The sequence below is a fragment of the Paenibacillus sp. FSL R7-0333 genome (assembly GCF_038000365.1).
Lineage (GTDB): Bacteria > Bacillota > Bacilli > Paenibacillales > Paenibacillaceae > Paenibacillus_AQ > Paenibacillus_AQ silagei.
The window spans coordinates 7,042,227-7,062,134 of the sequence record NZ_JBBOBZ010000001.1 but is presented as its reverse complement, the minus strand read 5'-3'; the positions used below and the strand labels follow the sequence as shown (position 1 = coordinate 7,062,134).

At 53.3% G+C, this 19,908-nt stretch carries 16 protein-coding genes and 1 riboswitch; of the genes, 9 read left to right on the top strand and 7 right to left on the bottom strand.

Annotated elements, in window-relative coordinates:
- Positions 1-8 precede the first annotated feature (8 nt).
- The 3 genes from MKY86_RS30255 (at position 9) to MKY86_RS30245 (ending at position 2,004) form a co-directional block, all read left to right on the top strand.
- Complete coding sequence (locus MKY86_RS30255; RefSeq protein ID WP_036722768.1) at positions 9-365, top strand: nucleotide excision repair endonuclease; 357 nt, start codon at positions 9-11, stop codon at positions 363-365.
- 229 nt (positions 366-594) lie between these two features.
- The gene (gene rlmN / locus MKY86_RS30250) at positions 595-1,683 is read left to right on the top strand and encodes a 23S rRNA (adenine(2503)-C(2))-methyltransferase RlmN (RefSeq protein ID WP_076081432.1); all 1,089 of its coding nucleotides are present in this window, start codon (positions 595-597) and stop codon (positions 1,681-1,683) included.
- Positions 1,684-1,716: 33 nt separating this feature from the next.
- Positions 1,717-2,004 carry a DUF6509 family protein gene (locus MKY86_RS30245; RefSeq protein ID WP_076081434.1) on the top strand — a complete coding sequence of 96 codons (288 nt, stop codon included), beginning with the start codon at positions 1,717-1,719 and terminating at the stop codon, positions 2,002-2,004.
- Positions 2,005-2,103: 99 nt separating this feature from the next.
- Here MKY86_RS30245 and MKY86_RS30240 read toward each other — a convergent pair whose 3' ends face one another.
- From MKY86_RS30240 to MKY86_RS30230, 3 genes are all read right to left on the bottom strand, one after another.
- Positions 2,104-2,856 carry an esterase family protein gene (locus MKY86_RS30240; protein ID WP_076081436.1) on the bottom strand — a complete coding sequence of 251 codons (753 nt, stop codon included), beginning with the start codon at positions 2,854-2,856 and terminating at the stop codon, positions 2,104-2,106.
- Positions 2,857-2,869: 13 nt separating this feature from the next.
- A complete protein-coding gene (locus MKY86_RS30235) occupies positions 2,870-4,039 on the bottom strand; it encodes an ATP-grasp domain-containing protein (protein ID WP_076081439.1) in 1,170 nt (389 codons plus the stop codon).
- Positions 4,040-4,135: 96 nt separating this feature from the next.
- The gene (locus MKY86_RS30230; protein WP_076081442.1) at positions 4,136-4,567 is read right to left on the bottom strand and encodes a MarR family winged helix-turn-helix transcriptional regulator; all 432 of its coding nucleotides are present in this window, start codon (positions 4,565-4,567) and stop codon (positions 4,136-4,138) included.
- 225 nt (positions 4,568-4,792) lie between these two features.
- Here MKY86_RS30230 and MKY86_RS30225 point away from each other — a divergent pair, with 225 nt between their 5' ends.
- From MKY86_RS30225 to MKY86_RS30215, 3 genes are all read left to right on the top strand, one after another.
- On the top strand, positions 4,793-6,259 hold the full coding sequence (locus MKY86_RS30225; protein WP_076081444.1) for an MDR family MFS transporter: 1,467 nt from the start codon (positions 4,793-4,795) through the stop codon (positions 6,257-6,259).
- A 116-nt stretch (positions 6,260-6,375) separates the two neighbouring features.
- Positions 6,376-6,858 (top strand): transcription elongation factor GreA, encoded by a 483-nt coding sequence (gene greA, locus MKY86_RS30220; protein WP_036691918.1) that lies wholly within the window; start codon positions 6,376-6,378, stop codon positions 6,856-6,858.
- Positions 6,859-7,093: 235 nt separating this feature from the next.
- A complete protein-coding gene (locus MKY86_RS30215; protein ID WP_076081446.1) occupies positions 7,094-8,020 on the top strand; it encodes an AEC family transporter in 927 nt (308 codons plus the stop codon).
- Between the two features lie 64 nt (positions 8,021-8,084).
- Here MKY86_RS30215 and MKY86_RS30210 read toward each other — a convergent pair whose 3' ends face one another.
- The 4 genes from MKY86_RS30210 to MKY86_RS30195 all read right to left on the bottom strand — a co-directional run bounded on the left by MKY86_RS30210 (position 8,085) and on the right by MKY86_RS30195 (position 14,259).
- Positions 8,085-8,468, bottom strand: coding sequence for a VOC family protein (locus MKY86_RS30210; protein WP_076081448.1), 384 nt, complete (start codon positions 8,466-8,468; stop codon positions 8,085-8,087).
- Between the two features lie 80 nt (positions 8,469-8,548).
- The gene (locus MKY86_RS30205; RefSeq protein WP_076081450.1) at positions 8,549-9,409 is read right to left on the bottom strand and encodes a helix-turn-helix domain-containing protein; all 861 of its coding nucleotides are present in this window, start codon (positions 9,407-9,409) and stop codon (positions 8,549-8,551) included.
- Positions 9,410-9,553: 144 nt separating this feature from the next.
- Positions 9,554-10,729, bottom strand: coding sequence for an ATP-binding response regulator (locus tag MKY86_RS30200; protein ID WP_076081452.1), 1,176 nt, complete (start codon positions 10,727-10,729; stop codon positions 9,554-9,556).
- 8 nt (positions 10,730-10,737) lie between these two features.
- Positions 10,738-14,259, bottom strand: coding sequence for a response regulator (locus tag MKY86_RS30195; protein WP_076081457.1), 3,522 nt, complete (start codon positions 14,257-14,259; stop codon positions 10,738-10,740).
- 245 nt (positions 14,260-14,504) lie between these two features.
- Positions 14,505-14,608, top strand: a riboswitch (purine riboswitch).
- 183 nt (positions 14,609-14,791) lie between these two features.
- Between MKY86_RS30195 and MKY86_RS30190 the strand changes: the two genes are divergently transcribed.
- The 3 genes from MKY86_RS30190 (at position 14,792) to MKY86_RS30180 (ending at position 19,898) form a co-directional block, all read left to right on the top strand.
- Positions 14,792-15,397, top strand: a complete 606-nt coding sequence (locus tag MKY86_RS30190; protein WP_036722745.1) for a xanthine phosphoribosyltransferase — start codon at positions 14,792-14,794, stop codon at positions 15,395-15,397.
- Positions 15,391-16,689: a nucleobase:cation symporter-2 family protein gene (locus MKY86_RS30185; protein ID WP_076081459.1), complete on the top strand. Its 1,299-nt coding sequence runs from the start codon at positions 15,391-15,393 to the stop codon at positions 16,687-16,689. Before MKY86_RS30190 ends, MKY86_RS30185 begins: the two co-directional genes overlap by 7 nt.
- Positions 16,690-16,826: 137 nt before the next feature.
- Entirely contained in the window at positions 16,827-19,898 is a 3,072-nt protein-coding gene (locus MKY86_RS30180; protein ID WP_076081461.1) for an ATP-binding protein, read from the top strand.
- Positions 19,899-19,908: the final 10 nt, after the last annotated feature.

Here is a 19,908-nt window from a genome sequence, read left to right as displayed (position 1 = left end):
GAAGCTTAATGATCAGCATTACCATTCCGTCACCGGAAGTTATTATTTACAAGCAAGCTAACCCTGAGCTGAGCCATATTTACGGATTCACCGATTTCCACCTGATTACCCGCGAAGCCGGCGGCATCTTCATGTTCTACAATGATCAGGACGAGCTATTGTTTGTAGGCAAGGCCCGCAAGCTGAGACCGCGGATCAAGAAGCATTTCGAGGATAATGTATCTGTGATGAAGCCCCACCGCGATGAGGTTACCCGCATCGAAGTCTGCCTCGTCGAAGATCCGGTGGACAGAGAGATTTATGAGACCTACATTGTGAACAAGCTACGCGCGAAGTACAATGTCGAGAAGGTTCTGTATAAATAAGGTTTGGCGGAAAAGGCGTGGTCCCTGCGGACTGCGCTTTTTTTGAAAGATTATGTGCAGGTTCCACCCGATTATCCAGGCACTTCCGCCTCCGAAGGCCCGAATCCGCAGCGTTTTCCTCTTGTTTTAATAAACGAAATTTGAGACAATAAGGTATTGTTGCTGCTAATGTCCCCGTCAAGGTAGAATAGATAGATTGAACTTTAATGTTTTGAAAAGAGGATATGAAATGAATAAAGAATCCATTTATGGATTGACTTTGGAGCAATTGACGGCATGGCTGCTGGAGCATGGCCACAAGAAATCCCGGGCCATTGCTGTCTGGGAATGGCTGTATCGCAAGCGGATCACCAGCTTCGCCGAGATGGACGGAATGAATCAGGAATGCATAGAGCTGCTGGAAGAGCATTATGTGTTTCAGACGATGGAAGAGCATGTCAAGCAGGAATCGGCCGACGGTACGGTGAAGTTCCTCTTCCGCCTCCAGGACGGCAACCTGATTGAGACAGTGATGATGCGGCAGAAGTACGGCTTGTCCGTATGTGTCACCACTCAGGTCGGCTGTAATATCGGGTGCAGCTTCTGTGCAAGCGGGCTGCTGGCGAAGAGCCGGGACCTGACCAGCGGCGAGATCGTGGAGCAGATTATGAAGGTCCAGCATTATCTGGATCAGGCCGGTCTGGGCCAGAAGGTCACCCATGTCGTAGTTATGGGGATCGGCGAGCCGTTCGATAACTTCCAGCATCTGCTGAACTTCCTGATTACAATTAAGGATCACAAGGGCCTGGCGATTGCCGGCAAAGGAATCACTGTATCCACCAGCGGTCTGGCGGACAAAATCAGAGAATTCGCCGACGCCAATATGCAGGTCAATCTGGCGATCTCGCTGCATGCCCCGAATAATGAGCTGCGGACACAGATTATGAAGATTAATCGGGCCATTCCTATAGAGAAGTTAATGCCGGCGATTGATTACTATCTGGAGAAGACGAACCGGAGAATCACGCTGGAGTATATCCTGCTGAAGGATATCAATGACCGTGAGGAGCATGCGCTGGAGCTGGCCGATTTGATCGGAGACCGCCGCCAGCTGGCGAACGTCAACCTGATTCCGTATAATCCCGTAGATGAGCATAGCCAATATCAGCGGAGCAGTCGGGAGTCGGTGCGTGCCTTCTTCGATACGCTGAAGAAGCAGGGTGTCAGTGTCAGCACCCGGCTGGAGCAGGGTGTCGATATCGATGCGGCCTGCGGACAGCTGCGCAGCAAGCAGATTAAGAAGACCAAAGGCAAAGCCGCAGATACTGTGTTACAATAATCTGGCAGTGAATTGAGAAATGAGGAATGCAACTTGTTGACATTTACAAGCTACACCGTGGAGAACGTAAGAGATCCATTTAATATCCTAAGCGGCAAGCGATATGAGTTCGTCGTGAATATTGATGTGCCGGAGGATGATGAGCTGTACGTGGAGAACGGCGTGTCCGCCCGCGTGATTGTCAAAGTGGAAGAAGAGCAGACAAGCATTGTCAGCTACGATCTGCTGGAGACCTCGTCAGGCCAGCTGCTCGATTTCGATATGGAAGAAGATGAGGAAGCCGCGCTGCTTCAGTTCTGTTCGGAGCATGTACCTGCATAGAACAAGGCGGAAGTGGTCAAAGAAAAAGGAACTGCTTATTTCAGCAGTTCCTTTTTTTGTGCAAATCTACAAATGGATTCGCGTTCAAGCCCAGCTTCACTAACCCAGGCAGCCTTCCACATAATAATGAATCTGCTTGTTCCACCATGGCCAGTCATGGCTGACATCATGGCCCCAGTAGTCGATCCTGGCCGGAATACCCTTCTGCCCCAGCACCTCCTGAAGCAGCCGGGTCTCATGCAGCATCTCATCCTCATACGCCCCTTGACCGACACAGACGATAATTGTGCTGCTGCGGTACTGACTCAGATAATGCTCATCCGTCAGCCCCGGCAGGTAATGCAGCGGTGAATTAAGATAGACGTTCCCGCTCATATAGTCGCCGAAGAAGTAGTAAGTGGAGTAGACGCCGCTCAGGGCGATCAAGGTATCGAAATAGTGCGGATAACGGAAAAAGAAGCTGGCGCTGTAATAAGCGCCCATCGAGCAGCCTGAGATCAGAATGCGCTGGTTGGTCCCGCCGTTGCTGTGTTTGCTCTCATGGAGGATGCCGGGAATCAGCTCATGCGCAATATATTTGTCATATTGTTCATGACGGTGTATCCGGTCCTCATTGTTCCAGTGGGTGGAGAAGAAGGTCTCTTCATCCAGACTGTCGCAGGCCCAGATCTGCAGCTTGCCCGCCTCAATGAAGGACGAGAGCGTATCGATCATGCCCGAATCCTCATATTGATAAAAGCGTCCAAGCGAGGTGGGGAAGACGAGCATCGGTTTGCCGGCGTGGCCGTATATTTTATACTCCATGTCTCTGCCCAGGTTGTGGCTGTACTCCTTATGGTAGCTTATCCTCATCCGTTAACACATCCTATCCCTCTTCTTGTTGAATATAGCCTCTAATGTCTCTGACCTCCGAAAGCTCGGGTGAACGGAACTGATAAGCGCGGTTGCCCATTGCTCTGCTGAAGACCTCTTCAATCTCGTCATAATTGACAATCTTTCCGCCGAATGCACGGTAGATGTCCTCATGGCTGTGAGCGTAATGCTTATGATTCTTGCGGCTGGCATAGCCGGTATAATATTTGCCTTCGTATGGACCGCCGACCTCATTATGCACAACCATGCTGGCCCATTCCTTATACACATTGACATCATAGGCGAAGTTAATCGCATCAGTCATCCAGGCGCCGGGCGGGCGCATATTCACTTCCAGGGCAATGATCCGGCCATCCTTGTGCGATTTGAACAGCTCGATATGGAAGAACCGTTCCCGGATGTCAAAAGCCTGCAAAATGCTCCGCCCCGCCTCCTCGACCTCCGGACTGATCTCCCGCAGACAGAAGTAGTAGAGGTGATTGTCCGTATTGACGACATCCATCACACTGTTCTCGAACAGGTGGCTGACCGCGAAGCGTACATTCCCGTCCCTGTCCACCAGCCCGTCATAGGTGAGGATGACCCCGTCTATGAATTCTTCAATAATGAAGGCTACATCCTCCGGCTTCGTGTCAAAAAAGTGCTGGAGCTCCTCTTCGTTATTGATCTTATACGTGTTACTGGCCCCGGAGCCAAGATCGGGCTTCACCACCAGCGGGAAGCCGGCACTCTGGATGAAGCTCTCGACGCTCTCACGCGTTGTACCGGTGGAGAACTGGACGGTGCTTACCCCGCTTTTGCGGAAAAATTCCTTCATCTTGGACTTCTGCTTCAGGTTATGGACGAAATCCGACTTGGTGCCGTAGATGTTGAAGTCCGTTCGGATCGCGGCATCCTGCTCCAGCCAGTATTCATTCAGCGACTCGAAGCGGTCAATCTTGCCGTATTTATGGGTGAAATAGCCGACAGCCCGCAGAATCTCCTCATAGCTCTCCAGATTGTTTACCTTATAGTATTCGGTCAGTGCCGATTTCAGCTTGTCCTCCAACTGGTCATAGGCTGCATCGCCAATCCCAAGCACCGTGGCCCCCTGCTCCCGCAGGTGCGTACAGAATTCAGCGCTGTTCTTGGGGAAATGCGGGGAAAAGAAAATAAAGTTCATGCAGACCGGCCCCTTTGACTAAAATATAATTCCGAGTTATTTTGTATGATTAATTCAATCTACCAGCTTCGCCAGCATCCGTCAATCCTCTTGGTGCTATTTTTGCTGCAGGGTACGGTTGAGCCGGGCGAGCAGTCCGCTGAAGAGTCCGCAGTCCTCCGTGGACCAGTCCCCGAAGATCTCCCCGTAGCGCGCAAGCCGGATGTCCCGGGCCTCGGCGAAGGTCTGTGCACCAAGTGTTGTAAGCTGAAAATAGCTGGAGCGCCCATCCTGCGGATCAGGCACCCGTTCCACATAGTTCTTCGCCTCCAGGACACTTGTCTGCCTACTGATGGTAGAGGTGTCGAGGCCGAATTGTTCGGCAAGCGCCTTAACGCCTACCTTGTCGTGTATCGACAGATGGTGGAGCAGGGTATACGAGGAGCGGTCCAGCCCGCCGTGCTTCTTATCCAGCGAGCCGTGGCGGATCAGCGTAATCAGCTCCTGGTTCAGAGCTTCGAGGTGCTTATCCTTCTGTTCATCAGCCATAGTTAGATTCCGTCCTTTACCGGTTACTTTGTCATATGTCTTCCTAGTATAAGTGATAATACCGGCCTTATGCTAAGTCACCGGATATTGCCGCCTTGTTATGAAAGAATCATGAAATAAGTCACATTGACTTTCAAACATATAGTTGTATAATACACATATATTAAATTAATTGTATCATACACCTATATTGGGGTGAACCGCAAAATAGAGGAGAGAGCGCCCTTGAGCAGTCCGGCGGCAAAGCATTCATCATTCTGGCTGATTATTCTGGCCATTTTTTTCGGCAATTTCATGGCTATTCTCAGTACAACCACCATTAACGTAGCGTTCCCGGTCTTCCTGAAGGACTTCCACGCCGGGATCAGCACCGTACAGTGGATGATTACCGGCTATCTGCTGGCTACTGGCGTCATTGCACCTGTGGTGGGTTATTTTGGGGATAAATGGAGCTATAAGGTTCTCTACGTATTCGCTCTGTCGGGCTTCACCTTGTTCTCGGCACTGTGTACGGTGGCCTGGAATATTCATTCACTGATTACCTTCCGCATTATCCAGGGAATATTCGGCGGCCTGATCATCCCTACCACCATGACGATGATTTATCAGTTTATCGACAAAGAAAAGCAGGCCTTCGCCATGAGCCTCTGGAGCCTGTCCTCGATGCTGGCGCCTGCCTTCGGCCCGACACTCGGCGGCTGGCTGACCGGATACTTCGGCTGGAAATCGCTGTTCGTGATCAATCTGCCGATTGGCCTGATTGCCATTGGTGTAGCTCTGAAGTGCCTGCCGTTCCAGCGGCAGAACACCGGGAGCAGAAGCTTTGATCTGCCGGGCTTCGTCACAGTCATTCTGAGCAGTGCCTTCATTATTCTGGCTTTCAATAAAGGGGGCGCCTGGGGCTGGATGTCATGGAATACCCTGACCTTGCTGCTGGTTGGGGCGGCGGCCTTAACGTATTTCATCCGCAGGGAGCTGTCGATCCAGGAGCCGCTGCTGAATCTGAAGGTATTCCGGCAGAGCCGGTTCACCTACAGCCTGATCATCAACTGCATTATTACCGTTGCATTATACTCGGGGACCTTCCTGATCCCGGTCTTCCTGCAGGATATCCAGCAGTCTACCCCGCTGAAGACCGCGCTGGTGCTGTTGCCGGGCTCTATCGTGATGGCTGTTCTGTCACCGGTGGTCGGCAAGCTGTACTCCCGGATCGGACCGTTCTGGCTGATCCTGGGCGGCATTCTGCTGCTGAGCGCCTCAACCTGGGAGCTTGCCCACATCACGCTGGCCGTGACCCATACCCGTGTGGCGGTGCTTATGGCGGTGCGCAATGTTGGCATTGCACTGGCCTTCATGCCGGTGACCAATGCTGGAATGTCGGCGGTGCCAAGGGCCATCACCGGCCACGCCTCCTCCGTGACCAACTGGGTCCGCCAGGCTACAGGTGCCTTGTCCATTGCCGTATTCAGCTCGCTGCTCGCTTCCAGATCGCTGGCCCACCAGCAGGAGCTGGCGGATGGGCCAGCCCGGGCAGCCGGTTCTCTGCTGAAAGCGCAGGGGATGACGATGGGCGTGCAGGATATTTTCCTGATCGCTACGGCAGTGGGGCTGCTGGCTATTCCGCTGACCTTTCTCCTGAGAAGCGGCAGCGGCAAGCCTGCAGCGGCCCCTGCTCCGCAGGCAGAGGCTTGAAGCCGGGACTCTGCCGTAAATACTCCTTAATAATGCGTTATAGCGCTTTCTCTTCGCATGTTGGGCGATTATGAGTTAGAATACTATAAAGTGAGCAAATAATAGGAGTTGTATACATGTCTAATAATGACGAAGTATTTTTGACCAAAGAAGGCTTGGCTAAGCTGGAGGAAGAGCTGAGGGAACTGAAGGGAGCAGGGCGCAAGGAGCTTGCAGCCCGGCTTAAGCTGGCGATCAGCTACGGCGATCTGAAGGAGAACAGCGAATACCACTCCGCCAAGGAGGATCAATCCTTCATGGAGACCCGCATTATGATTCTGGAGAAGATGCTGATCAAGGCGCAGATCGTGGATGCCAGCAATATGGATCTGAGTACAGTCAGCGTAGGCTGCATCGTTATCCTCAACGATGTGGAGTACTCGGAGAAGATCGAATATAGAGTGGTTGGCCCGGCGGAAGCCGATGTGCTGGACAACAAGATTTCCTACGAGAGCCCGCTCGGCAAAGAGCTGATCGGCAAAAAGGTAGGCGATATCATCAGCGTCAATGCCCCGATGGGGATCATCAAATACGAGCTGCTTGAGATCAAAATGCTGTAAAATGAAGACCTGACCGGAATCCCGTGGCCCTTAATTTAAGGGTGCGGGATTTTTTTTATGTTTTGGGGCCCCCGCAAATCATCTAAGCTAAAGCCCCACTTTGTGGGGTTATTTTGTCTGCACGCGGCGGGGGTCATAGGCAATTGCTATCAAGGATATTGCTTCCTTGTCTTAGACGCTCCCTGCCGGGAGGGTTATAGTAGAAAATAACTACTGCATAGAGGAGTCCTGGCTTGTGATTCAGACTGTACTCACGACACTTGTTGAGGTCATCGTGCCGCTGTCCATTCCGGTGGCCGCCGGAGCGCTGCTTGGACGGTATAAGCAGCTCGATACGAAGCCTCTGCTGACGCTGTATCTGTATTTTCTCAGTCCGGCTATTATTCTGGACACGCTGGCTACGGCGGATATCTCCTTCGATGATGTCTATAAGACACTGGCCTTCTCGCTCATGAACCTGTTTCTGCTGTGGGGTGTGGCGACCCTAATCGGTAAAATGCTGAAGCTGGCTCCGCCGGAGGCCGCCGGTCTTACGCTCATCTCCACCTTCACGAACAGCGTCAATTACGGCCTGCCGCTGGTGCTGCTGGCCTTCGGCCAGCTGGGCCTGGACAAGGCATCGGTCTATGTCATCGCCCAGATGGTGATCGTGAATACGATCGGCGTGTATTTTGCCGCCCGGTCACAGTTCTCCGTGCGCAGCGCGTTGAAGTCCGTCTTCTCGCTGCCGGCTATCTACGCCGCCATCCTGGCGCTGCTGCTGCGGGCGCTGGGCCTTCATATGCCGCATGAGCTGGCCTCAGGCGTTGCGATGGCCGCCGGAGCATATTCGCCGGTAGTACTGGCGATCCTCGGCGCGCAGATGGTCAAGGTCCAGGCAGCACATACGGAGCGCAATGTGCAGCTGGCCTTCTGGACGGGGCTGACCGTCCGGCTGGTGCTGGCTCCGCTGCTGGCCGCGCTGGTGCTGCTTGCCCTGAACATCACAGGCACCCTGTTCTCGGTGCTGCTGATCCTGGCTTCCATGCCGGTGGCTGTCAATTCCGTCGTCCTGGCCGAACGCTTCGGCAGCTCGCCTGCGCTGGTCTCGCGCTGTATCATCTGGACGACGCTGGCCTCCTTCCTGGTCCTGCCGGTGCTGATTGCGGCGGTGGGGGGATAGGGTTCGCGGGCTGAATGTATGCGAAAAACGTAGAGGGGCAATAGTGCCCCCCTGGAAGTAATTATTAAGACACAGGCACTTCACTCATCAGTGCATGTACATTTTTATCGGGGTCCTGAAAGAACGTCATCCAGGTTGCGGTTTGACCCATCTCAGCCACTTTATGCGGCTTGTCCAGGAAATGCACATTCCGCCCGACTAACGTTTCGTACGATGCGTGTATATTGTCAACTTGGAAATAGAACACCGAGCTGGGATGATCGAACCGCGGGTCTTCAGCAATACTCAAGACCATCTGAAGTCCGTTACACTCCAGGAAAGTCATGTTTGGGATCTGAAATAACAGGTTTAGGCCCAGAGTATCTTGATAGAATCGGGTGGCAGCTTCCATGTCATGTACCCGAATAGATATTTGCCCGATTCCTTTAATTTGAAATTCTGAATTCATATAATATCGCTCCCTTGTGTATGTTGTATGTTCCACGCAGTAAATGTAACATGTGCGGATAAAGCATTACTTTTCCAAAATCACTTTTTTCTAAACATCCGGGGTGAGAGTCCCATTCTTTGTTTAAACACCTTATTGAAGGAAGTGACATTGTCGAAGCCAACACTTAGGCTAATCTCGGTTACACTGCTTTCCGTTTGAGCAAGGAGACGCTGTGCTTCAAGTATCCTTTTTTCGAGGATGAACTGGTGTGGCGTTCTTTTGAAAAAGTGGCGGAAGTTGCGGATCAGATGGTTTTTAGAAAGACAAGCGACTCTTGAAACTTCTTCAAGCGACACGTTTTGGTTGTAATAAGCATGTAAGTACTCGTATGCTAGTGTCAACCGCCGAAAGAGTTCTTCTCTAGTGGCTGGCCGCATACCTGGCAATGTATTAATTTCTTGAGAAATCTTCTGGTGGACGTTAAGCATTGCTTGAATTAGACTTTGATATTGTTCATCGACCCAGAGATTCTCGCTACCTAGTGCAGGTAAGGAATTCTTGAAGTTCTCGAGAAGTGGAGTTATCAGATGACTATTGCGGTATGACTTGGTGTGAAATTGCAACGGGTGCGTTGTTTCTGAAAATGGATCGTCTAAGGACTTCTCTATTCCTAAATGAACGGCTCTATGAACCTCTTCAGCAAAGCCAGTCTTGAAAAATACACAAAAAGAGTCGACTTCGGTTTCTGACTCAATGGCTATAGCGTACTGCTCCCCTTCATTTAACAGGAGGTAGCCCTCTCGCTCAACAGCATAATGGCCGAGTTTTGTTTTGTAATAGGCCCGGCCATTCCGAAATGTCTTTAAGGAAAGGGGGCCAGTGCCTTCCCAATGATGAGTTGTACTTCGCGCTTGCAGAACGAAGTTCCGCTGGAACAAAGGGAATCTGGAGGTTCCCATCTATAGAGTTCATCCCCTTCCACAGTTGGTCCATTCCATTCTACAATAGTCCACAGCAATAACAAAGAAGCTCCCTCTTCATGATCTGAAGGGGGAGCTTCTTGTATGCAGTGAGACGGGTTCATGCAGAACGACGGGGGAGCCTCAGTCCGGCTGGCCTTCAGCGACCTGGATGGTGAAGATGAAGGTAGCTCCGCCCACTAGACCCGGCTTGGCATAGATCGTTCCGCCCATGAGGTCGACCAGCATTTTGCAGATGGACAGCCCGAGCCCGGTTCCGCCGAACTTGCGGTTGATGGTGGCTCCGATCTGGGTGAACGGCTGGAACAGATAGTTCATCTTATCCGCTGGAATGCCAATGCCGGTATCTTCAATAATGAATTCCAGCTCCAGCAGCTTATCCATAGCCTGCCGGAGATGGACATGCACTTTGACGCCGCCGGTGATCGTGAACTTGATGGCATTGCCGATCAGGTTATTCAGTACCTGGCGCAGACGGTTGGGGTCACCGATAAGCAGGGCAGGAATGTCAGAATCAATAGAGGTCTCCAGGGTCAGGCTGCGTTCTTTCGCCAGAGCCCTGAACAGATCGACCGTTTCTTTGATGCAGGAGTGAAGATTGAACAGCTCGTAATCCAGCTCCATTTTACCGGATTCGATCTTGGTGAAGTCCAGGATGTGCGTAATGACAGAGACAAGCGCGTGACCGCTGGTATGAATGATTTCGGCCATCTCCTGGTCGTCAGCGGACAGCTCGGAGGAACGAAGCACATCCGACATGGCAATAATCCCGTTCAGCGGGGTGCGGATCTCATGACTCATCATGGCAAGGAAACCGCTCTTGATCCGCAACGCCAACTCGGCCGTCTCCTTCAGCTCGGTCAGGATGCCGTTGGCCTTCTCCAGCTCCTGCGTTTTGAGCTGCAGCTCCTTGCGGGTCTGGTAGAGACGGACGAAGCCGTCAATCTTGCTTTTTAACACGGTCGGATGGAACGGCTTGGTCAGATAGTCAATGGCCCCGGCCGAGTAAGCCAGCATATAGTTCTCCAGCTCCGAGGTCAGCGAGGTTAAGAAAATAATAGGGATATCCCGTGACTTCTGACGCATCTTAATCCGTTTCGCCGTTTCAAATCCGTTCATGCCAGGCATGAGCACATCCATAATGATCAGGGCGAATTCCTGCTCCAGCAGACATTTCAGAGCATCCAGGCCCGAGAGGGCTTGAACCAGCCGGTAGGGTGAATCGGCCAGCAATGCCTGAATGGACAGGAACTCGTCTGCCCGGTCATCTACAACCAAAATATTAATCGGATACTCCATGCTGCCTCCTATTGAATCAACCATAATTTCAGCACTCTCACCAGCTGTGTGGTATTAATCGGTTTGGATATATAATCGCTCGCCCCAGCTTCGAGGCATTTGACCCGGTCTTCCTCCAAGGCGCGGGCGGTCAGCGCAATAATGACGATCTGATCATAGTCTGGGTTTAGCCGGATATGCTTCATCGTCTCGTAACCATCCATCTCCGGCATCATAATATCCATGAATATCAGCTCTACGCCCGGGTGGGTCTCCAGATGCTCCAGGGCTTCTCTGCCATTCAGGGCAAAGCTGATCTCCATATTATAACCTTCCAGCACACTGGATAACGCAAAAATATTACGCATATCATCATCCACAAGCAGAATGCTTTTCCCGGCAAAAGCGGACTCCGGATTATGCAGGTTCTCGATCAGGCGCTGCTTATCCAAAGGCAGGTCTGCATGCTTGCGGTGGAGGTAGAGGGCCGTATCGTCATAGAGACGTTCCATTGAACGCACGTTCTTGATCACAATACTCTCGGCGTAGTGCTTAAGGCGCTGCTCATCTGTCTTGCTGAGATCCTTGCCTGTATAAATAATCACCGGCAGGGTCTGCAGCTTGCGGTTGGTCTTGACCTGCTCCAGCAGGTCGAAGCCGGAAATATCCGAGAGACCCAGGTCCAGCACCATACAGTCAAAATGATGGCTGGCCAGATGCTCCATCGCTTCTCTTCCGGTGCCCACTGCAATAATGTTCACATCGGGATGGGCGATGAATTCGACAAGACTGCCGCGCAGAACCTTGTTGTCTTCGACAATCAGCAGACTCTTCACCGGACGGCGGATATAAGTCTCAATCTGGAGAAAGGCTGCTTCCAGCTCTGCATAATCATTCGGCTTCTTCCAGAAGGATAAAGCCCCCATCGACAGGCTCTGCTGGTTCTCCTCGGCTGTTGAAATCACATGCACAGGGATATGCCGCAGCTCCGGCCGGCTCTTCAGGCGGCTGATAATGGACCAGCCGTCCAGAACGGGAAGATGCAGATCCAGCAGGATTGCATCAGGCTTGTAGGCATGGGCCAGGGCAAGCCCCTGATCGCCCTGGAAGGCGACGATAGCCTTGAAGCCCCGGCTGCGCGCCAGCTCCAGCAGCCGGGCGGCGAATTCGGCGTCCTCCTCGATAATCAGCAGGGTAATATCCCCGCTTAGCAAATTGCTGCGGTCATCATCCATTTCCGCATATTGCAGCAGCTTCGGATTGGAGATAGAAATGTCGGGCACGAAGGACTCGCGGAAGGCCGGATTCTCGCGGCGGATAGGCTCGGAAGCCGGAATCTCCGGAGAGGCTGCTGCTGAATAGGCTGCGGCAGCAAGGGTCTGGGCATCCTCACCCGGTTCTACAGCGGGAATAATCAGGGAGAAGGTGCTGCCCTTGCCTTCCAAGGAATCAACCTCAATTCTTCCGCCCAGCAGGGTAGCCAGCTCCCGGCAGATCGTGAGGCCGAGACCGGTGCCGCCGTATTTGCGGCTGGTGGTGCCGTCTGCCTGTTGGAACGCTTCGAAGATGCTCTCCAGCTTGGAAGCGGCTATGCCAATACCGGTGTCGCTGACGGCGAAGATGACCTCTTCGCCGCTGGTACGGATCGACAGGGAGACGGAGCCTTGCTCCGGTGTGAATTTGATGGCGTTGGATAACAGATTATTCAAGACCTGCTGCAATCTGTGACCGTCGGTCATCAGATAATCCTGCAGCCGGTTGTCGGAATGGACATCGAACCGCAGGTTCTTCTTCTTGGCCTGCTGTTCGAAGTGGCGGAAGACATGATTGCTGAGATCCTGTGGGGAGACCGGCTCGATGACAGGGGTCATTTTGCCGACCTCCAGCTTCGCCAGATCGAGAATCTCATCGATCAGCTGCAGGAGATCCTTGCCTGCCGAGAAGATCGTATGAACGTATTCCAGCTGCTTCGCTTCCAGATTGCCGTCCTTGTTCTCGGCAAGAATCTGCGAGAGGATCAGCAGGCTGTTCAGCGGGGTGCGGAGCTCATGGGAGACATTGGCCAGGAATTCCGATTTGTACTGCGCGGCCATGAAGATCTCCTGCGCCTGTGCCTGGATCTCCTCCTTCTGCTTCTCAGTAAGCTCGACTTGAAGCAGCAGCTGATCATGGGAGGCAGCCAGCTCCTCCTTCTGGATCAGCAGTTCATCGGCCTGAGTTTGCAATGTATCGGTCTGGGCCTGAAGCTCCCCGGCCTGATCTGCGATCTCGGACTTTTGCATTTCGGTGATTTGAAGCTGCTTCTGCATATCGCGGTTTGCCGCAGAGATCTCGTCGGCCTGTGCCTTGATCTCCATGGTTTGCCGGCGGGAAATCTCCATCTGATTCTGCAATTCCAGGTTGGAGGCATGCAGCTCTTCCGTCTGCTGCCGCAGTTCCTCCGTCTGGGCTTCAATCTCGTCCTTCTGGGCCTCTGTGAGCTTCATTTGTGTCTGAAGCTGTTCATTGGAGGTCAGCAGGCTCTCGGACTGCGCCTCCAGTTCAGTCTTCTGGTCCTGTAACTGGTCGGTCTGCAGGCGCAGCTCCTCTGTCTGGGCCATCAGTTCTTCGGTCTGAGCTTCCAGCTCCTGGGTCTGGGCGGTCAGTTCTTCCGTCTGGGCTTCCAGTTCATCCTTCTGCAGCTGAGTCTCACTAAGCAGATCTTCGATCCGGGCGACATCCGCCAGTGTATTAATCAGCACGCCCATATTCTGTGCGGTGCGTTCAATCAGCTGCATCTCCTTGGAGCTGAACGGGCGTAGTGCCGCCAGCTCCATGACAGCAACAATTTCCTGCTCATGCTTAATAGGAACTATAATCAGTGAGGCAGGCGCAGCCTCCCCCAGACCGGAACGGACCTTGATATAATGCTCTGGAAGATCCTGCAGAACAATCATCTGCCCATCGAGTGCGCATTGTCCGACCAGGCCGCTGCCCAGCGGTATGGACTCCTGGTGCCCTGCGGTATCATCGAAGGCATAGCCGGCTGCGAAGTTCAGCTGGCCCCCCTGCTTCAGATAGATAGCCCCGTAGCTTCCGCCGATAGCGGTAGCCAGCCTGCCGATGAACACACGCGAGGCCGTCCTCAGCTGGACAGAGCCTTGAAGCAGCAGCGCCATCTCAGACACCTGCGTATTAATCCAGGCTTGTTCTTCGGCTCTAAGCCGCAGTTCGCGCTCATCGGCGGTTCTATGGTGAAGGTCAGCCGCCAGCCCGAAAAAGGAAGCGGCCAGCTGCCCGAATTCATCCGTCTGAACAGCAGCCGCAGCATCAGGGTTAAAAATGCCTGCTGCGATATCCTCTGAGATCTCCGTGATTCGGCCCAGACCGCGATCTATATTCCGCTGAATACTGTAAAGAAGGCTGATGCTAACCAGAATGCCGCCTGCGCCTAATCCTGCTGCAAGCAGGCGCGAGCCGCCCTCCATAAAGAGGAAAGATATAGTAATCATACTGCCTAACAGCAGTATAGTAGCTGAAGTTGCTAACCAAACCTGTTGTTTTATTCTCATTGTTCGCCGCCTTTGTTCAGTTAGAATGTTTAGCTATATAATTATAGCTTTTATGGAGCTTCAGTGATATAGAAGACATGAAGAAAACACCTTAAACCTAAAATTTGCAAGGCTTCCTGGAGGCGGGCCCGCTTTTGCAGGAGGTTTCATGAAAACTTTGAAATCACCGCAATTTACTTAAAATTTTGCTTGTAAGCAGCGGGTAGAGCGTGTAAGATAACAGACATGCTTCATAATAGATTTCTTATAACAGATTTCATATAACTCATATAATCTTGGGAATATGGCCCATAAGTTTCTACCGGATAGCCACTGTAATTATCCGACTATGAGTGAAATAGCGCATCTAGGGTTCCGTTTCTTGTGCTGCGGCACGGGAAAGACTGGTCCAAGCGATGCGGACACGTATATGTGTTACACCACCAAGGGACAAAAACCCAGAAGGACAGATTCACTTGAGAGAAACACTCAGGGAATCTGTCCTTTTTATTTTATCTGTCTTTTTTATTTCTAAGGAGGAAGATCCGCTGTAATGAAAGTATTGGAAGAACGCATTAGACAAGAGGGCTTAATTCTATCGGAGACTGTACTGAAAGTGGACTCATTTCTGAACCATCAGGTAGACACGGCGCTGACGCTTGCGATCGGGAAGGAATTTGCAGCGGTCTTCGGGGACCGGCAGATCACCAAGGTGCTGACTGTGGAGGCCAGCGGCATCCAGTTCGCCATGGCGGCGGGAATTGCGCTGGGCGTGCCGTTCATCTATGCCAAGAAGAAGAAGGCAGTCACCTTGTCCGAAGCGGTGTATTCGGCACCGGTTCACTCCTTCACCCGTCAAGAGGACTACCAGATCAGCATCTCACAGAAATATCTGGGGCCGGACGATACCGTATTGATCGTTGACGATTTCCTGGCTACCGGCGCGGCGCTTGTAGGGCTATGCGATATCGTAGCAGAGTCCGGGGCGCAGCTGGCCGGGGTCGGCTGTGTCATTGAGAAGAGCTTCCAGGAGGGACGCGGTCTGCTGGAGCAGCGCGGAGTTCCGGTGTATTCCCTGGCACGGATTGCTTCCATGTCGCCGGGTGAGATTCATTTCATAGATAATGAAGGATTAATCAAGGAGCGTGCAGGATGTTAAGCAAACAGAAGATACTGGCCCTAGGGCTTCAGCATGTACTGGCGATGTATGCCGGAGCGGTCATTGTACCGCTGGTTGTCGGGGGAGCACTCAATTTGAACGGTACGCAGATGGCGTATCTGATAGCAGCGGATCTGTTCACCTGCGGGCTGGCGACCCTGCTGCAGATTATGGGCAGCAAATATTTCGGGAGCGGGCTGCCGGTGGTGCTCGGCTGTACCTTCACGGCGGTCAGCCCGATTATTGCCATCGCTTCAGGCTCCAATCTGGCAACAGCTTACGGCGCGATCATTATCTCCGGGTTGTTCGTGGTGCTGGCAGCCCCGGTGTACGGGAAGCTGCTGAAGTTCTTCCCGACCGTGGTCACCGGCTCGGTAGTCACAATTATCGGGCTGTCGCTGATTCCTGTTGCGATGAATAATGTGGCCGGCGGCCAGGGCAGCGCCGACTTCGGGCAGCCCCGCAATCTGCTGCTGGCTCTGATTACTCTGCTCGTTATTCTGGCCGTGAACCGGCTGACTACAGGGTTCCTGCGCTCCGTATCGGTGCTGGTAGGACTTGTAGTGGGTACTGTAATCGGCTATGCCATGGGCATCGTGCATTTCTCTACCGTGACTACAGCCTCCTGGGTCAGCGTTGCACAGCCGTTCTACTTCGGCTGGCCGCAGTTCAGCATCACCGCAATCTTCACAATGATTATCGTGAATATCGTGTCTATGGTCGAATCGACCGGGGTCTACTTTGCCGTTGGTAAGGCGACGGACCAGCAGGTGGAGCAGAAGCAGATCGTGAACGGCCTGCGCTCCGAGGGACTGGCCATCATGCTGGGCGGCCTGTTCAACGCCTTCCCGTACACCGCATTCTCCCAGAATGTCGGCTTGCTGTCGCTGACGCGGGTGAAGACGCGGAATGTTATTTTTGCAGCAGGCGGAATTATGATTGTACTTGGTCTGCTGCCGAAGCTGGCGGCACTGACTACAGTGGTGCCGAATGCGGTGCTGGGCGGGGCGATGATTGTCATGTTCGGCTCGGTCGCCGCTTCCGGTATGTCGATTCTATCCGATGTGGATCTGCGCAAGGACGGCAATTTGCTGATCGCTGCCTGCAGCATCGCGGTGGGCCTCGGCTCTGCAGTGCTTCCGTCCATGTTCGACCAGCTGCCGGAATTCGCTCGGATGCTGCTGCAGAACGGAATCGTATCCGGGTCGCTGACAGCGATCATTCTGAATATCTTCTTGTCGAAGACCCAGGAGAGTGCGGTTCCTGCCGCAGCCGCTCCGGAAACGAAGTAAAATATTCCATCCACGTAGCTCTAATAAGATGAACAGCCGATTCCGAAATAAATGGAACTCGGCTTTTTTTTGCTTCAGATGAACGGAGCCTGTTGTATAATTTATACAATGACAACTAGAAGGGACTGGCAGAGGACATGAGAAAGTATTGGCTGAGCATTCTCGGCAGTCTGGTGCTGGTGTTGATCGTTCCGCTGCTCTCGGTCCTCCAGACCCATCAGATTAAGGGAGACAGGCCGCAGGCGGTGCAGGGTGTGATTGACCTTCGCTCCTGGGACGCCCGCCACGACGGGATTATGAAGCTGGATGGAGAGTGGGAGCTGTACCGGGGTGTGCTGCTGTCGCCTGAGGATTTCCATCCGGTGAACGCTGGTAAGGAGGTTCCCGCCGCCTCTACGATGATTCAGGTCCCGGGGAAGTGGAACGACGATATCTCTGAACAGGGCGGGCGCAGAGCCAAAGGCTATGCTACATACCGCCTCCAGGCGAAGATTACCCCAGGGGAAGCCATGGTCTACGGCCTGCGCACCAGCAACATCCGCAGTGCCGGCAAGGTCTATCTGAACGGGCAGGAGATTGGAAGCAGCGGAACCCCGGCAGCCTCGGCCTCTGAGGGCAGACAGAATAACATGCCTTTTATGGGATTCGCCTCGGTAACCGGGGATACCATGGAGATTATTGTGCAGGTAGCTAACTACAGCTACTCCTCAGGCGGGATCGTTCAGCCGATTGTGATCGGTAATCAGGCTGCTATTTTGAAGCACAGGGAATTTGCCCTGTTTGTAGACGGGGCTGCACTGATCGGATTCTTCGTGCTAGCCCTCTTCCTGCTGATGTTCTCCAAGGTAAGAGAGAGCCGGGGGGTCACTTTGTATCTGGGCTTGTTCTGCATAGCGGCCTTTGTCTACATTTTTACGCATGGCGAAAAGCTTATCCTGGCGGCGCTGCCCGGCTTCCCTTACGAGATTATACTCAAGCTGCAGCTTGCGTCCTCTACACTGGTCTATTATTATCTGCTGCACTATGTCGCCAATTCAGTGAACTACCCGATGTCCATTGGGATGATTAAGGCCTCCAGGCTGGTTACGGCATTCCTGCTGCTGATTGCTGCCTTCGTCCCGGCCTATCTGTTCAGCTATCTGGAGGTTCTGCTGCTGACCTGGGGCTCCGTAAGCCTGGGCTTCGTGCTCTACTCCATGGTCCAGGGCACCAGGCGAAATCCGAAGAATATGTTCCTGATGATGGTCAGTATCGAGAGCCTGAGCGTGGTCATTATCTATTATCTGGTCAGCTTCATGGGAATGACCTTCAGCTATTTCATCATCTCCTACGAGATACTCCTGTTCGGGTTCGTGCAGGCGATCCTTATGACCCGGCAATACGCAGCTTCCTTCCGCGAAGTGGAACAGCTCTCACGCCGCCTTTTGTCGCTTGACGGCTTGAAGGATGACTTCATCTCTGATACCTCGCAGGAGCTGCGGAGGCCGCTGCAGGGGATTGTCAACATGGCCAAGGTGTTGGCTCAGGGGACGGCTGGCTCCATCAGCGCTGCCCAGCAGGATCAGCTGCTCACGATTGTCTCCACGGGCAAGCGGCTTACAGCCCTGATCCATGATATGTCGGACTTCGCGAAGCTGAATCACGGCTCGCTCTTCCTGCGCCGGCAGGCCGTCGATCTCCGCATGGCAGCTTCCTCCATTATGGCGGTCACCCGTCAGGTCTACGGCAACAGCCAGCTGGAATTCCGGCTGAGTCTGCCGGAGCAGCTTCCGCTGCTGGAGACGGATGAGCAGCGGTTCGCTCAGATTCTGCATAATTTACTCGCGAGTGCAGTGAATTATACGCCCAGAGGCGTGATAACGCTGTCTGCTGAGGTTAAAGAAGAGTATGTTGCCATCATCATAACAGACACTGGCCAGGGTATCGCGCCTGAGCGTCTGCGTACGATCTTCGATGCCAATGATCCAAGCGGTCCTGCCGCCAGTAAGGTCTACCGTGAGAACGGGCTTGGGCTCAGCATTACCCAGAGGCTGGTAGAACTGACGGGCGGGGAGATTGAGGTACATTCCGAACTGGGGCAAGGCTCCGTCTTCTGCTTCACCCAGCCGATCCTGCAGAGGAGTCATGCACTGCTGGAGGAGGAATTCGGAGAGCTTCACGGCTGGGAGACGGCGCCTCCGTACCCGCTTCCCGGAGAAGAACCTGTGCAGCTGCCGTCTGAAGACTGCTGCTCCATTCTGGTAGTGGATAATGATCCCGTTAACCTCCGCGTGCTGGTAGGCGTATTGCAGCTGGATAACCATTCTGTGATTACTGCCAGCAGCGGCGCTGAGGCGATCCAGATCATCAAGCAGCATCCTGAGCTTGATCTGGTGATTGCCGACTGGGTAATGCCGGAAATGCCTGGGCTTCTATTATGCAAGGCCATCCGTGAACGGTTCACCTTATCCGAGCTGCCGATTCTGGTGCTGATGGCGAGCAGCCGTCCTGATGATATCCTCGCAGCCTTCGAGGCCGGAGCGAATGATTATCTGAGCAAGCCGGTGGAAGTGCGCGAATTCAAGGCGCGGATGCAGACCCTGCTGGATATGCGCAAGTCGATCCGGGTATCCGTCCAGTCGGAGATTGCCTTCCTGCAGGCGCAGATTAAGCCGCATTTCTTATATAATGCGCTGAATGCCATTATTTCGGTCTGTCCGGAGGACCCGGACAAGGCCACGGAGCTGCTGCTGGACCTCAGCCAATACCTGCGGAGCAGCTTCGACTTCCAGAACCGGGGACAGACGGTTTCTATGGAGAAGGAGCTGGGACTCGTCAAATCCTATCTTGCGCTGGAGCAGGCACGGTTCGATGAACGGCTGAACATCGAGTTCGAGGTGCCGGAGGATGTGATGGCGATGGTTCCGCCGCTCAGCATCCAGCCGATTGTGGAGAATGCTGTTAATCATGGCCTGATGCAGAAGGAGGCCGGAGGGACGGTACGGCTGACAGTTGAGCTGCTGCCCGGCTGCCTCAAGGTAGCAGTCACGGATGACGGTGTAGGAATGACTCCGGAGAAGATTGCGGAGGTCCTCTCGGAAGAGCGGACAGAGGGGGGCATAGGGCTGCGCAATATTCAGCACCGTCTGCTCAAGATGTACGGAGCAGGCCTGAATATCGACAGTGTACCGGGAAGGGGAACCGCTATATCATATACCATCCCCACCTAAAGGCATTTGA